The organism is Acinetobacter sp. 18QD2AZ41W (assembly GCF_009829025.1).
Taxonomy (GTDB): Bacteria; Pseudomonadota; Gammaproteobacteria; order Pseudomonadales; family Moraxellaceae; genus Acinetobacter; species Acinetobacter pseudolwoffii.
In genome coordinates this window covers 90,508-105,261 of the sequence record NZ_WURP01000008.1, presented here as the reverse complement: position 1 = coordinate 105,261, position 14,754 = coordinate 90,508, and the positions used below count along the sequence as shown (strand labels likewise).

At 42.9% G+C, this 14,754-nt stretch carries 14 protein-coding genes and 1 pseudogene; 4 read left to right on the top strand and 11 right to left on the bottom strand.

Annotation, left to right across the window (positions count from 1 at the left end; genetic code table 11):
* The 5 genes and pseudogenes from GVV58_RS11790 to GVV58_RS11770 form a co-directional block, all read right to left on the bottom strand.
* Positions 1–76, bottom strand: a pseudogene (locus tag GVV58_RS11790) (elongation factor Tu); the annotation flags it as partial.
* 92 nt (positions 77–168) lie between these two features.
* The gene (gene fusA, locus GVV58_RS11785; RefSeq protein WP_074384132.1) at positions 169–2,304 is read right to left on the bottom strand and encodes an elongation factor G; all 2,136 of its coding nucleotides are present in this window, start codon (positions 2,302–2,304) and stop codon (positions 169–171) included.
* 128 nt (positions 2,305–2,432) lie between these two features.
* Positions 2,433–2,903 (bottom strand): 30S ribosomal protein S7, encoded by a 471-nt coding sequence (rpsG, locus tag GVV58_RS11780; protein WP_004279240.1) that lies wholly within the window; start codon positions 2,901–2,903, stop codon positions 2,433–2,435.
* A gap of 178 nt (positions 2,904–3,081) precedes the next feature.
* On the bottom strand, positions 3,082–3,456 hold the full coding sequence (gene rpsL / locus GVV58_RS11775; protein ID WP_002050319.1) for a 30S ribosomal protein S12: 375 nt from the start codon (positions 3,454–3,456) through the stop codon (positions 3,082–3,084).
* Between the two features lie 154 nt (positions 3,457–3,610).
* Positions 3,611–5,113, bottom strand: coding sequence for an EcsC family protein (locus GVV58_RS11770; RefSeq protein WP_159516626.1), 1,503 nt, complete (start codon positions 5,111–5,113; stop codon positions 3,611–3,613).
* A 275-nt stretch (positions 5,114–5,388) separates the two neighbouring features.
* Between GVV58_RS11770 and GVV58_RS11765 the strand changes: the two genes are divergently transcribed.
* The 3 genes from GVV58_RS11765 to GVV58_RS11755 all read left to right on the top strand — a co-directional run bounded on the left by GVV58_RS11765 (position 5,389) and on the right by GVV58_RS11755 (position 8,568).
* Complete coding sequence (locus GVV58_RS11765) at positions 5,389–6,618, top strand: beta-ketoacyl synthase N-terminal-like domain-containing protein (RefSeq protein ID WP_005096011.1); 1,230 nt, start codon at positions 5,389–5,391, stop codon at positions 6,616–6,618.
* Positions 6,619–6,641: 23 nt separating this feature from the next.
* Complete coding sequence (locus GVV58_RS11760) at positions 6,642–7,094, top strand: CopD family protein (RefSeq protein ID WP_159516625.1); 453 nt, start codon at positions 6,642–6,644, stop codon at positions 7,092–7,094.
* A 349-nt stretch (positions 7,095–7,443) separates the two neighbouring features.
* The gene (locus GVV58_RS11755) at positions 7,444–8,568 is read left to right on the top strand and encodes a hypothetical protein (RefSeq protein WP_100357335.1); all 1,125 of its coding nucleotides are present in this window, start codon (positions 7,444–7,446) and stop codon (positions 8,566–8,568) included.
* Positions 8,569–8,679: 111 nt separating this feature from the next.
* Here GVV58_RS11755 and GVV58_RS11750 read toward each other — a convergent pair whose 3' ends face one another.
* The 4 genes from GVV58_RS11750 to GVV58_RS11735 form a co-directional block, all read right to left on the bottom strand.
* Positions 8,680–10,119, bottom strand: a complete 1,440-nt coding sequence (locus GVV58_RS11750; protein WP_074384173.1) for an amino acid permease — start codon at positions 10,117–10,119, stop codon at positions 8,680–8,682.
* 151 nt (positions 10,120–10,270) lie between these two features.
* Positions 10,271–10,636, bottom strand: a complete 366-nt coding sequence (locus GVV58_RS11745) for a RidA family protein (RefSeq protein ID WP_171063333.1) — start codon at positions 10,634–10,636, stop codon at positions 10,271–10,273.
* 42 nt (positions 10,637–10,678) lie between these two features.
* The gene (gene alr / locus GVV58_RS11740; RefSeq protein ID WP_100534696.1) at positions 10,679–11,791 is read right to left on the bottom strand and encodes an alanine racemase; all 1,113 of its coding nucleotides are present in this window, start codon (positions 11,789–11,791) and stop codon (positions 10,679–10,681) included.
* A gap of 23 nt (positions 11,792–11,814) precedes the next feature.
* Complete coding sequence (locus tag GVV58_RS11735) at positions 11,815–13,074, bottom strand: D-amino acid dehydrogenase (RefSeq protein ID WP_159516624.1); 1,260 nt, start codon at positions 13,072–13,074, stop codon at positions 11,815–11,817.
* Positions 13,075–13,212: 138 nt separating this feature from the next.
* Here GVV58_RS11735 and GVV58_RS11730 point away from each other — a divergent pair, with 138 nt between their 5' ends.
* Positions 13,213–13,680: an Lrp/AsnC ligand binding domain-containing protein gene (locus GVV58_RS11730; protein ID WP_005095994.1), complete on the top strand. Its 468-nt coding sequence runs from the start codon at positions 13,213–13,215 to the stop codon at positions 13,678–13,680.
* A gap of 110 nt (positions 13,681–13,790) precedes the next feature.
* Here the strand turns inward: GVV58_RS11730 and lysM are convergent, their stop codons facing one another.
* Both lysM and acpP read right to left on the bottom strand, forming a co-directional pair.
* Positions 13,791–14,288 (bottom strand): peptidoglycan-binding protein LysM, encoded by a 498-nt coding sequence (lysM, locus tag GVV58_RS11725; protein WP_005095992.1) that lies wholly within the window; start codon positions 14,286–14,288, stop codon positions 13,791–13,793.
* 185 nt (positions 14,289–14,473) lie between these two features.
* Positions 14,474–14,710, bottom strand: a complete 237-nt coding sequence (gene acpP / locus GVV58_RS11720) for an acyl carrier protein (RefSeq protein ID WP_004646101.1) — start codon at positions 14,708–14,710, stop codon at positions 14,474–14,476.
* Between the last annotated feature and the right edge of the window lie 44 nt (positions 14,711–14,754).

Genomic DNA, 14,754 nt, shown 5'->3' with positions numbered 1-14,754 from the left:
TTTTACCATGGTCGACGTGACCAATTGTGCCCACGTTAACGTGTGGCTTATTACGTTCAAACTTAGCCTTAGCCATGAGATCTTCCTTTTTAAACTACTCATGCAGGATCACTGCATGAGCACTTGGGTTTAACTATGAATTAGTTTGGGCTTATAGTAATCGAAAGATTACTCGTCGTCACCTTTTTTACCGCCAGACTGGAACTTAGAAATGATGCCTTCAGCCACGTTACGTGGAGTTTCAGCATATTTAGCAAATTCCATAGAGTAAGTCGCACGACCTTGAGACATAGAACGCATATGAGTTGCGTAACCAAACATCTCAGCCAATGGAACTTCAGCACGAATGGCTTTAGTACCACCAGGTAAATCGTCCATACCCTGAACCATACCACGACGACGGTTTAAGTCACCCATGATATCGCCCATGTAGTCTTCTGGAGTTTCTACTTCAACTTTCATGATTGGTTCAAGCAAGATTGGATCTGCTTTCATGAAACCATCACGGAATGCGTAAGAACCTGCCATTTTGAACGATAATTCGTCAGAATCGACATCATGGTAAGAACCGTCGAACAATGTCGCTTTGATGCCCACTACTGGATAACCAGCAAGTACACCATTCTTCATACGTTCTTGGATACCCTTGTCAACCGCGCCGAAGAATTCTTTAGGTACTACACCACCTACAACTTCTTCAACGAATTCGTAGTCTTTACCAGCGTCTTCAGCAAGCGGTTCTAGACGTACGTATACGTGACCGAACTTACCTTTACCACCAGTTTGACGTACGAATTTACCTTCTTGTTCAACTGACTTTTTGATCGTTTCACGGTAAGAAACCATTGGTTTACCAATGTTGGCTTCAACACCGAATTCACGCTTCATACGGTCAACAATGATGTCAAGGTGAAGTTCACCCATACCAGCAATAATGGTTTGACCTGATTCTTCATCAGTACGTACGCGGAATGATGGATCTTCTTTCGCCAAACGACCTAAAGCAACTGACATTTTTTCTTGGTCAGCTTTAGTTTTAGGCTCAACTGCAAGTGCAATTACTGGCTCAGGGAATTCCATACGCTCTAGTGTAATTACGTGGTTTTCATCACATAATGTATCACCAGTCGTTGTGTCTTTAAGACCTACACATGCCGCGATGTCGCCCGCACGAATTTCTTCGATATCTTTACGGTCATTCGCATGCATCTGTACGATACGGCCAACACGCTCACGCTTCATTTTTACTGGGTTATAACACGGGCTACCCGCTTTAAGAACACCTGAGTAAACACGAACGAAAGTCAAGTTACCTACGAATTTGTCATTCATAATTTTGAATGCAAGTGCAGAGAACGGAGCTTCGTCAGACGCTTCACGAGAACCTTCAGATTCGTCTTTGTCGTCAAGGATACCCTTGATCGCTTCAACGTCAGTCGGTGCTGGCAAGAATTCAATTACAGCATCCAACATACGTTGAACACCTTTGTTTTTGAATGCCGAACCACAAAGCATCGGTTGAATTTCGTTTGCCAATGTACGCTTACGGATACCAGCAACGATTTCTTCTTTAGTTAGCTCTTCGCCTTCTAAGTACTTGTCCATGAGTTCTTCTGATGCTTCCGCAGCAGCTTCAACCATGTTAGTACGCCATTCTTCAGCAGTAGCAACTAAGTCAGCAGGGATGTCGCCATATTCGAATTGCATACCTTGAGATGCTTCATCCCAAATGATTGCTTTCATTTCGATCAGGTCAATAACACCCTGGAAGTTTTCTTCTGCGCCGATTGGAACAACGATTGGCACTGGATTACCGCCAAGACGTGTTTTAACTTGTTCAACTGCGCGGAAGAAGTTCGCGCCAGTACGGTCCATTTTATTAACGAACGCAATACGTGGAACTTTATATTTATTTGCTTGACGCCATACCGTTTCTGACTGAGGCTGAACACCACCTACAGCACAGTAAACCATGCACGCACCGTCAAGAACACGCATAGAACGCTCAACTTCAATCGTGAAGTCAACGTGTCCCGGGGTGTCAATTACGTTAATACGGTGTTGTTCGAACTGGTTCGCCATACCTTTCCAGAAGCATGTTACAGCTGCTGAGGTAATGGTAATACCGCGTTCTTGCTCTTGTTCCATCCAGTCCGTAGTTGCCGAACCTTCGTGAGTTTCACCAAGTTTATGGCTCTCACCTGTGTAGAACAAAATACGTTCAGAAGTGGTTGTCTTACCTGCGTCAATGTGCGCAGAAATACCAATGTTACGGTAACGAGAAATTGGGGTTTGACGTGCCATGATTTCTAGCATTCCTAAATTTTGTTGTTTAAAACAGGACGCTTTAAGCTGCATAGCAACTTAAAGCGCTTTGGTGACAAAACCATGACGGTTTTAGCACTTTCCTGAATAGGGCCTGTTTTATCTGCTTAGAAACGGTAGTGAGAGAATGCTTTGTTGGCTTCAGCCATACGGTGCACATCTTCACGTTTCTTAACCGCAGCGCCTTTGCCTTCAGATGCATCAAGCAACTCGCCAGCAAGACGTAAAGCCATAGTTTTTTCAGAACGCTTAGCAGCAGCATCTACTAACCAACGCATAGCTAGGGCAGTACGACGGGATGGGCGTACTTCCATAGGTACTTGGTATGTAGCACCACCAACACGGCGTGCTTTTACTTCGACCATAGGACGAACTTTTTCAAGAGTAGTCTCGAAAAATTCAACTGGGTCTACTTTAGATTTTTCTTGAACGCGGTCTAAAGCACCGTAAACGATACTTTCAGCAATAGATTTTTTACCATCTTGCATTACGTGGTTCATGAATTTAGCGATTGTTTGGCTGCTGAACTTAGGATCCGGAAGGATTTCACGAGCAGCGACTACGCGACGTCTTGGCATTTTAAACTACCTATAAAGATGACACTTCAGGTTTATCCAGCATGAGCACAAAGTGTCATGTGCATTCGCTGGCCTTACTACACGTCGCTTGAATTTCACAAAATTAAATGCAGAAATCAGACAAGCGAGACGATAAAGGATTGCGGTTCTACGTTCTTAAAATTTAATTCTCGACGAATTATTTCTTAGGACGTTTAGTACCGTATTTAGAACGAGACTGGTTACGATCTTTAACACCAGCACAGTCTAAAGAACCACGAACGGTATGGTAACGTACACCTGGTAAGTCTTTAACACGACCACCACGGATAAGAACAACACTGTGCTCTTGCAGGTTATGGCCTTCACCACCGATGTAGCTAGAAACTTCAAAACCTGAAGTTAAGCGAACACGGCAAACTTTACGCATTGCTGAGTTAGGTTTTTTAGGTGTAGTTGTGTAAACACGTGTACAAACACCACGGCGCTGTGGACAAGCCTTCAACGCAGGAACTTTAGATTTTTCAACTAAAGTCGTACGACCCTTACGGATCAACTGATTTGTTGTTGCCATTTGGCAATTCTCCCGTTAATAAAAAGCCCCAAAAACATACTGCTTTTTGAGGGCATGCAATTGTAATTCAAGATGTAAAATTGGTCAACCTGCTCAGGTCGACCAAATATAATAACAACTATACGCTATGCTGCTATTTTCTCTCAGAATTCATTTACTTTTTCGGATTCTTCGCAGTTTTTTTTGTAACATCTTGAGCTTTAGATGTTGTTGAGGCTGTTTCAGATGCAGAATCTGGATCCTCCTGCCCCTCTAGCCCCTCATTTTCCACGGTCTCCGATTCATTTTCAGCAGTATTATCTGCTTGTATCTCTGCTTCCACGTCAGGATCAAAAGAAGTTTTGGTTAAAGCAGGCTGTTGCGATTGTTTATCTGCCACAGGTTCAACCAATTCATCACTGAGGGCATCTAGACCTTCACTGACTTTTTCATCTTTTTTCACTTCAGCTTCTTCAGAACTGAGATCATTCTTTTCTTTCTTAACCAGTTTGACCTGAGTAATTGTATCATTGCCTTCAATTGCAATATCCTGATCCAGAATTGGCTCGTCTTTTGGCGCCTCGATCGACTGAGATGAACTGTCTAATAATTTAGGTGCAGCCTGTTGCAATAAATTGACTGCTTTTTCATAGGCCGCATAGGGAGACAATTGCGAATCTTGATGCTGAATCAGATATTGTCGAGCATGTGAGAAAGCTTCTTGAGCTTTCTGATTTACATCATCAACAAAACGGTGACTATAAACTGCTCCGATTCCAGCACTTGCCAATGGTGTCAATTTCGTTAATTTTTCTAAAATAGAAATTTTTGGCAGATTGTTCACCCATTCCCATTTTGCCTCGCCCTCATGGTTGTTTAACCATTGCTTGATGGCATTCATATCATTATCAGAACCCAGCATGGCCTGAAGCTGGGAAATATCGTGGGTTTTAATTGTATTACTCAGCGCTTTTAAACCCAATAATAAGGTTTGCTTTTCAGCAATCAGGCCGAGGTCCAGCTGTCTAAAGATATGTTGTACGATTTCCTGATCATCATCTTTGCTCAGGTCAAAACCATAAGAACGACCGACCTGATAAATGGTACGTAGCGCCATTAACAAAGAAGCCGGAATATCAATCGCTGTACCAAGCACCCCAGAAGCACCGCTGATTGCACCCTGTACCGTTGCAATCCATTTGTTTTGCTCACCCAAAGCCTGTGAAATTCGCTTGGAACGATCGACATCCTGAGTCAATTCTTCCAAGTCTTTTGCCCCTGCTTCATTCAGAATGGTATCGACCGAACTGCTCTGGTTACTAAACTGGTTAAGGCGGTCATAAAAATAGTCTGATACTTTCTCCGTCAGTTCAGGAGAAACAAAATGCGCCACGTTATTGACGGTATTAAAACGGTGTCCTAGAAGCTGGCGAGATACATTTGGCAGATGTTCACGAAGCATTTGCTGTGGATTATCATATTTTTTAGCCGAAAAAACGCTTTTTGTCTTCGCCGAACCGTCAATCACCTGACCGGAATTTGACGGCTTAAGCGCTTTCGTCACCGAGTCTGGTGCAACATGATTCAATAAATCCAATCCGGTTGAACTGAACTTTTTCGCCACTCCAAAGGCATTCGAAATCAGACCATTAGATTGTTTATTATTAGCATTTACCATTTTTTACCTCAGCATTCACGTGCTTGTATTTGATATAAATACTAGGTGTAGTCAGCATTTATCTCAACTTTATTCTGTGTCATTTAGTAAAATCCCTACATGCCGACTCACAAACCCAACCGACTGTCACACGGCATAACATTTGCCATAAGATTTCAAAAGTCTTTCTGCTATCATGTTCTCCATCATGAAATAAGGCTAGAGGCCGGATTTGGCGATTTTATATAGCCCATTTTCTGCCACTGGACGTAGAGCTAAACTATAAGGATCTGTAGATGAAACGTGTTGTCATCACTGGCATGGGTATTAACTCGTGTATTGGTAATACATTAGAGGATGTAAACCATTCTTTACAAAATGGGATTTCAGGAACACGTTTTAATCCGACTTATGCTGAACTCAATTTCAAAAGCCATGTGAGTGCTGCGGCCGAACAGGATTTCGACGGTATTGACCGTAAACTCAAACGCTTTATGGGCGTATGCGCAATGTATGCCTACAACTCGGCACTTGCTGCAGTTGAACATGCCGGTTTAAAACAAGAAGATCTGGCAAATAATCCACGCTATGGTATTGCCGGTGGCTCAGGTGGTGGTTCAACTGCATCAGTGGTTGAAATGAAAGAACTTCTAGATACCAAAGGTGCGCGTAAAATTGGTCCTTTCTTTGTACCACGCAATATGACCAACACCATTACTGCAAACGTCGGTGTCGCTTTTAAACTACAAGGCGTAGCACATACCATTACCAGTGCATGTGCAACCTCTGCCGATGCCATTGGTTATGCTTATAACCTGATTCAACTGGGCAAACAAGATTTGATGCTGGCTGGTGGCGGTGAAGAAGATCACTGGTCACAAAGCTTATTGTTTGATGCGATGGGTGCGCTTTGCTCTAAATACAACGACACGCCTGAAACTGCATCTCGTCCGTACTCTGCTGACCGTGACGGCTTCGTGATTGCCGGTGGTGGCGGTTTTGTGGTGCTTGAGTCACTTGAGCATGCACAAGCACGTGGTGCAAACATCTTGGCTGAAGTGGTGGGCTATGCGGCCAACTCGGATGGTGCAGATATGGTTGCACCAAGTGGCGAAGGGGCTACACGCTGTATCCTGATGGCACTTGAAGAAGCCAAACAACATGGTGTTGAATCGATTGATTATGTGAATACTCATGGTACATCTACACCTGCTGGTGACGTGACCGAGCTTCAAGCGATGGCACGTGCATTTGGTGAAGATAAAGTTCCACCACTGAGCTCAACCAAGTCTATGACTGGTCACAGCCTGGGTGCTGCTGGCGTTCAGGAAGCAATTTACTCGATCCTGATGATGCAAAATGACTTTATTGCTCCAAACATTAACGTGACCGAGCTGGATGAAGGCGCAAAACCATTTGATATCGTGCTTGAAAAACGTGACGCAAAATTGAATACTGTGATGAGTAACAGTTTCGGTTTCGGCGGCGTAAATGCTTGTCTCATCTTCAAAAAATGGGAAGGCTAAGCCGCCCATTTTAGGGTGACTTGATGGATGCTCCTTCTGATGCTTTCCTTTGGGTAAAAGCATTACATATTATTGCTGTGGTGTGCTGGTTCGCTGCGTTGTTCTACTTGCCACGGCTGTATGTTTACCATGCCATGAGCGAAGATGCCGTAAGCCACGCGCGTTTTCAGGTGATGGAACGTAAGCTGTATCGTGGCATCATGTGGCCTGCCATGCTGGCCACCCTCATTACAGCACACTTTCTGGTCGACTGGGGTGATGCAACGCGTCACTACCATGAAGCCTTATGGTTTTACCTTAAAGTTGGCCTGGTCGGCTTATTGGTGATTTACCATCTGATATGTGGTTATTACCGCAAGAAGTTGATTGATAATGCACATTACAAGTCTCACAAGTTTTGGCGTTATTTTAATGAGATGCCAACCCTGATCTTATTTGCAGTGGTGATTTTAGTCGTAGTTAAACCTACTTTCTAATTCACCCACGCAATCAAAAAAATCCCCGATCAGTCGGGGATTTTTTATGTCTGAATATTTAAATCTGCACACAGCTGTCCATTTTAAGATTCAATTCAGAAAGTTTGTGTCTTGGAAATGACTGCACTATACATAACTCTTCCTCTTTTTGAGAAAATTACCTGTATTTTGAAAACTTGATTACTTTATTTTTATTCAATTTTTAATATAATATCTTAAAAATCAAAATACTATAAAAATGAAATCAGACTCATGTACACAATAAAAAAAGAGTAATCTGGATATTTCTGAACGGATTCTTTCCTTTAGCTAACACAAAAACAAGATCATGAAAAATAAAAGGTCAATTATGCAGAACTTTCCATCCGCAGAAATTAAAACAGCCTCAACACCTGAAGCTCAAAAATTATATTCAGATGCTGTGAAAAACTTTAAAAAATTGCATGGCCCAAAGCTTAAGCTTCATCAAAAAATAAAAGCTCGCTTTCATTGGATTTTTGCTATTGGCGCGATTTATCTTGTATGGAATTCTAATAATCCACAACTAACTATTTCTGTACTTTTTCTTGGGCTGTTTACATTAAATGAAATAGAGGGTTTGTATCTATGGCTATATGCTCGAAAAACACGAAAACAATATTCCGACCAATACCTCAAGACATTTGGCAAGATCACCAAAGTTTCAAAATATGATCCCAAATTAAAGCAGCTTAATATTGAACTTAAATTTTATGATTTAAAAAATGAAACCCATAAAAAGACTTTTAATATTCGCTATCCCGATTTCTTAATTTTACAACCCATAGAAGTTAAACCTGAACAACTTGTAGGTCAATCAGTTGAAGTGTGCCTTACACCTGATTTAGCTCTTATTTTACAAATACGTGCTTATCATCCCAACCCTGACGAATTGCCAATTTTCACCCATAATTTCCACAAACACCCACTGTGGCAACGGCATGAAAATTATCTACTGCACCCAAGTTATTTTTATCCAGAATCCATGTTATCGATTCATTTTATCCGCAATGAATACGCTGGAAATTTTCAGCTTGTCTTTCAAGATTTGAATCAGGATTTTAGTGTTAGCACAGCATCACCAAGTTTAGAGCAGATCGAAAATTATATTTTTGCCTCATATTCGGATTTTTTTATGAAGCATGATGCCTTACAGCCCGCTTATAGTGAATACCGACAACTTAAGTTTAGCAATGAGCCAATAAAAATCGAATTGTGGAAAAATCAGACTAAACCAATGTCAAATCAGGAAATTCAAGTCGTTGTAAAACAAAAAAAGAAACGTGTATTGGTATGGATAATCCCGTGTTTGCTCATCATCCTTTTATCATCTTTGTTTGTTTCGCCAGTAGCAAGGGTTGCATTATTTATTCTATGTATTTATACCTGTTTAATTTATTTCGAATATACATCCAATCAAAGTAAATTTTATCAGCGCTGTGTTCCTCAACTTTAATTATCTGAATGATGATTTGGCTTTTTTAGAAAATAGAGGAAGGATGATTCACAAATTATTCTGCTTACAATAAAAAAATCCCCGATCAGGCGGGGATTTTTTTGAGCTATTTTATTGTGTTTCTAATGCCGCTTTTCTCGCGGCTGCGACACGCGGCCGATACAGTACATAATAAGTCACTGCCAAAATAATCAACCATAATGGACTGATTTTTAATGCATTGAATGTATCTGGCTCCAAACTTAAAATGACCAGAGCGAAAGCCAGAAAAGTTAGTACGATATAGCTCATCCATACCCCACCCGGCATTTTAAAGGTGGAGTTGGCATGCTGTTCAGGGCGTAATTTACGGTAGCGTAGATAACACACCATAATTAAGCTCCAAATACTAATAAACAAAATCACGCACAGCGACGTCGCTAAAGTAAAAGCTTCCAAGGTATTGGGCACGAAGTACTGCAAAGCTGCACCAGCCATAATAAAGGCACATGAGAACATTAAACCCTTGGCTGGTACAGAACGTTTCGATAGATGCGCCAAAGCGGCAGGTGCCTGTTGACCACGCGCCAATCCGAAAAGCATACGACTGGTGGAGAATACACCACTATTCATGGAAGACATGACGGATGACAAGACCACCAGATTCATGATGATCGCCGCCGCACCAATACCGGCATGCATGAATAAGCTGACAAAAGGACTTTGATCCGCAGGAATTTTAGCCCATGGAGTCACTGACATCACTACAAACAATGACAACACATAGAACAAGATAATACGTGTTGGAATTGCATTGACGGCTTTGGGTAAATTTTTCTCAGGATCTTTGGTTTCAGCTGCCATCGTACCGAGCAATTCCACACCCACAAAGGCGAATAAGGCAATCTGGAAGCCTGCCAGGAAGCCATCCGCACCTTTGGGAAACATACCACCCGACCAGACATGGCTAAAGCTTGCAGTACTGCCATCTGGTGCCTGAAACTGGTTCAACACCATAAAGCCGCCAATAAAGATCAGGCCTAAAATGGCTAAAATCTTAATCAGGGCAAACCAGAATTCAATTTCACCAAACAGTTTGACCGTCAGCAAGTTCAAACCCAGAACCAGCAATACACAGCCGACACTGATCAATGCCTGCCCGATGGGGGTAAAGGCCACACCCTCAGGCAACCAGAAACTTAGATAATTAATAATCGCTGCTAAATCGGCAATCCCGACCAGAACCCAACCGAGCCAATAAGACCAGCCAATATAATAGGCCGCGCCCGGACCTATGAGGTCGCGCGCCATATCAATAAATGATTTGTAATGTAAATTAGCCAACAATATCTCACCCAATGCGCGCATCAGGAAAAAAAACATAAAGCCAATAATCATATAAATAAATAAAATTGAAGGGCCGGCCAAAGAGATAGTTTTACCCGATCCCATAAATAAACCGGTACCAATTGCACCACCAATGGCAATTAACTGCAGATGCCGATTGGATAGCTTGCGTTGTAGCTCATGTTGCGACGGCGCTGCGTCATCTTTAGCGGATGTTGTATTCATGTTTAGTTCCTTTTTCGCATCAGACCCTTGCCCATCTGATCGGATTTCTTCCTGAAATCCTGAATGCAGATGAAGTTCCATTTAAAAAGCTAAATGACCGGAGCTGATGTCCTTACAAAATTGAGTTGGGAGATATAAAAATCAAAACAACTCAAGCCTGTGCTGCAATCACTGCAATTTCAATCAGCCAGTCAGGATTGACCAGATCTGCCTGAATGGTGGCACGTGCCGGAGTTCCCTGTCCTTGCAACCAGTGAATCCAGATCTGGTTCACGGTTTGAAAATCTTCCAGATTTTTCACAAATAGTTGTGCCGACAGCAGTCGGCTTTTGTCTGTTCCTGCCAGCTTGAGCAGCTGATCAATTTTCGTCAGCACTTCCTGCGTTTGACCGCTAATATCCTGACGGGTGCTATCCGGCACCTGCCCTGATACATACACGGTCTGGTTGTGAATGGTGACAGCACTCATGACCTGATTGCTGTTAATACGCTGGATATCGGTGTGTTCCATCATCATATGTCCTCTCAATTTCTTCCGTTATTTGGTCAATATTTAGTTTTAGCTTTCAATCCGAACCGGTACACGAGCCGTAATCGCACACATCAATTCATAGCCTACGGTTCCTGAACCGGCCGCGACCTCATCAATTGATAAAATTTCACCTTGCGAAGATTTCCCCCAAAGTACCACTTCACTCCCCACAGTCGCCTGAGGGACAGCGGTCAGATCGACGGTAAGCATATCCATACTGACCCGACCAAGAACTTGAGTTCGCACTGAATCCACCAGAACTGGTGTACCTGTGGCTGAAATGCGCTGATACCCATCGGCATATCCACACGCCACTACACCAATGCGCATCGCCTGCTCCGCAACGAAGTTAGAACCATAACCCACACTTTCATCAGCCTGAATATACTGAATCGCAATGATTTCACTGCGCAGGCTCATGCCGGGCTGCAAATTCCAGTCATCAATAGTATGGTCAGGATAGTCAGGCGAACTGCCATACAGCATGATGCCACTACGCACAATGTCGGATTGAATATGGTGATGATGGCGCAGGATGGCTGCACTATTACTGACAGAAGTTTTCCCTGCTAAGGGTTCAATGATTTGCGTGAACATTGAATATTGATAATCAATGCCGTTCTGGCCAAAGCGCTGACCATCTGCATCGGAAAAATGCGTCATATGGCTAATTGAGCGCACATTGCCCAGTGCCTGGACTTGCTTAAAAATATCCGTATATTCGTGGGCCTGAAAACCCAAACGGTTCATACCGCTGTTAAGTTTTAAGTACACATCAAATTTTGCGTCTGGATTGATCTGCTGAAACTGCGTTAACCAGGTGATTTGATGCTGGCTATGTAGACTAAAACTTAAATCTAATGCAGCACAGACGTCTAAATCGTCTACAGCAAAAATTCCTTCGAGCAGTAAAATTTTGCCCTGCCAACCGAGCGCACGCAGACGCTGCGCTTCAGCCAAATCCAGCAAGGCAAAACCATCGGCTGATTGAAATACTGAATAGACTCGCTCAATACCATGACCATAGGCATTGGCTTTAACCACAGCATAGACTTCTGCATTTGGCGCTGCGGCTTTGGCGATCTTCAGGTTATGCTGCAATGCATCTAAGTGCACTACAGCTTGAATTGGGCGTGGCATAGCTTCTTCCTTGAAACAGCAATTTAGGCCGCGTGTGAATAACGTCCGAGTGAAAGTCCTTCAGTGCTGATTTCGGTTTTATGATTCAACACAATGTCACTGATTAACTTGCCCGAACCACAGGCCATGGTCCAACCCAGGGTGCCATGTCCAGTATTCAGGAACAGATTTTTAAAACGCGTTACACCAATAATCGGGGTACTGTCTGGGGTCATTGGACGTAAACCGGTCCAGAAACTCGCTTCTGCCAGATCCCCGCCTGGGAACAATTCCTGAGTGACCATTTCCAGAGTGGCACGGCGGTTGTCTTTCAAATTGTGGTTAAAACCACTCAGTTCGGCCATACCGCCAACACGGATCCGCTGGTCAAAACGCGTAATGGCAATTTTATAAGTTTCATCCAGTACCGTAGATTGTGGTGCAAAGTTGGCATCAACAATTGGAATGGTCAGTGAATAGCCTTTGACTGGGTAAACCGGCAAATCCAGCTCCAAAGGTTTTAAGAAATCACGTGAATAACTACCGAATGCCAATACATATTTATCAGCCGTCAGCACTTCACCATTGACCACGACACCCTTAATTTCATCGCCTTCAATCACCAAACGCTCAACATTTTGGTTAAATTTAAACTGCACGCCCAATTCTTTGGCAACATTGGCTAAGGCATTGGTAAATAAATAACAGTCGCCTGTCTCATCATTGGGTAAATGCAAGCCGCCCACCAGTTTATCCTGGGCATGTGCTAGGGCTGGCTCAACTTTGGCCAGATCAGCGCCCAACAACAATTCATGCGGTACGCCGCATTCTCGCAATACCGCAATATCACGTTGCACCATCTCTAATTGCGCTTCGTTACGAAAGACTTGCAAAGTACCTTTAGAACGGTGCTCATAGCTGATCCCGGTTTCTTTACGCAATTCACGTAAACAGTCACGGCTATATTCAGCCACACGAGTCATACGTTCTTTGTTAATCGCATAGCTGGCTGGATTACAGTTTTTCAGCATTTGTGCCATCCAGTTCAACTGCCACATACTGCCATCTAAATTAATGGCCAAAGGTGCATGATGCTGGAACATCCATTTCACTGCTTTAAATGGAATGCCCGGTGCTGCCCATGGCGTCGAATAGCCCGGAGAAATTTGCCCGGCATTGCCAAAACTGGTTTCTTCAGCCGGCCCGGTTTGACGGTCAAGCACTGTAACTTCTGCACCCTGCTGCGCCAGATAATAGGCACTCGCCACACCGATTACACCACTGCCTAAGACCAAAACGCGCATCTTACTACCCTCAAATTTTTCTAGTTGATTTAACTAGTATATTTTTGGATCAATAGTGAATTTAACTATATTGAGATGATATATTTAGTGAAATAAACATTTTTTTCGGGCAGAATTAAAAAAAAGAGGGAAATATTGATGCGTAAATTAGACCGCATTGATCGCATGATTCTGGATATCTTGCAACGCGATGGCCGGATTGCCATTAGTGAGCTGGCAGCACGTGTGAACCTGTCAACCACACCCTGTTCAGAACGGGTAAAACGGCTGGAGCGCGAAGGCATTATCATGGGTTATTACGCGCGCTTAAATCCGGAACTGCTAGAACGCAATTTGCTGGTCTTTCTGGAGATTAAGCTTTCTGCAAAATCGGGTGATGTATTTGATCAGGTGGCGCGGAATCTGACCGAAATTCCAGAAGTACTGGAATGTCATTTGATTTCCGGTGACTTTGATTATCTGGTCAAGGCACGTCTCAAAGAGATGAGTGCCTATCGGCGTCTGTTAGGCGATTTGCTAAAAAAATTACCTGCTTCTGCTTCCTCACATAGTTATGTGGTCATGGAGGAAGTAAAAGAAAGTCTCTATCTGGATCTTGGCGGGTAATTATTTTTATCTTTCAACATTCAGCGCTCAAACAGTTTCCAAAAAAATAATGCCCCAAATGGGGCATTATGGTGAACAATATATTTAGATATTTATTTTCGACTTAAAAATCAGGCTGGAATACGCAATACCTGTCCCGGGAAAATATCATCAGCATCTTTGAGCAATGGGCGATTGGCCTCAAAGATCTTATTGTACTGATTGGCATCACCATAAAATTCTTTCGAGATTTTTGACAAGCTATCCCCCGATTTTACCGTATAGAATTTGCTTTCTGGTTCAGGGCTGCTGACCGTAAGCTGATCATCCACTTTGGCCACATGATCAATATTCCCCACCGCCAGAATAATTTTTTCACGATCGGCCTGACTTTGCACCTGACCTCTGACCGTGGCCAGATCCGAGGTTGAATTATAACTGATGGATAAACCAGTGATCGGAAGACCCAGACCTTTTACATGACCAAGTAATTTATTTGCGACTTCTTGGGCAGAAGGCTCTGCGGGCTGTGCTGCTGCGGCTGGAGTAGTATTTGCTGGTGCGGCCTGCGGCTCTGCGGCAGCTGTATTTTTCTTACCGATACCTTTTACAAAATCAAAAAGACCCATATGGAACTCCATTCTTATCGTTAATGTCATATCACTCTTATTTTTATAATGAAAATAGCCAAGGCATAGTTAGTCATTGGTGACAGAAAGGTAATCGATTGTAAAATTTCCATTTAGGTGAAAAGCAGACACAAAAAAACCACCGAGAGGGTGGTCTTTATGCTCAGCAAAGCTGAAATCGGCGATTAACCCAGTTTCTTAGAAACATAGTCAATTGCAGATTGAACAGTTGTGATTTCGTTAGAATCTTCATCAGGAATCGTGATGTCGAAATCATTTTCGAAAGACATAACCAGTTCAACTAGATCTAGAGAATCTGCACCTAAGTCATCCATGAAAGACGCTTCGTTTTTAATCTCTTCGATTTTGATACCAAGTTGTTCTGCAACTGCTTGCTTAACACGTTGTTCGATATCGCTCACAGGAATTCTCCTCATTGCTTGTGGCGTTTTTAATGCCGTTAGTT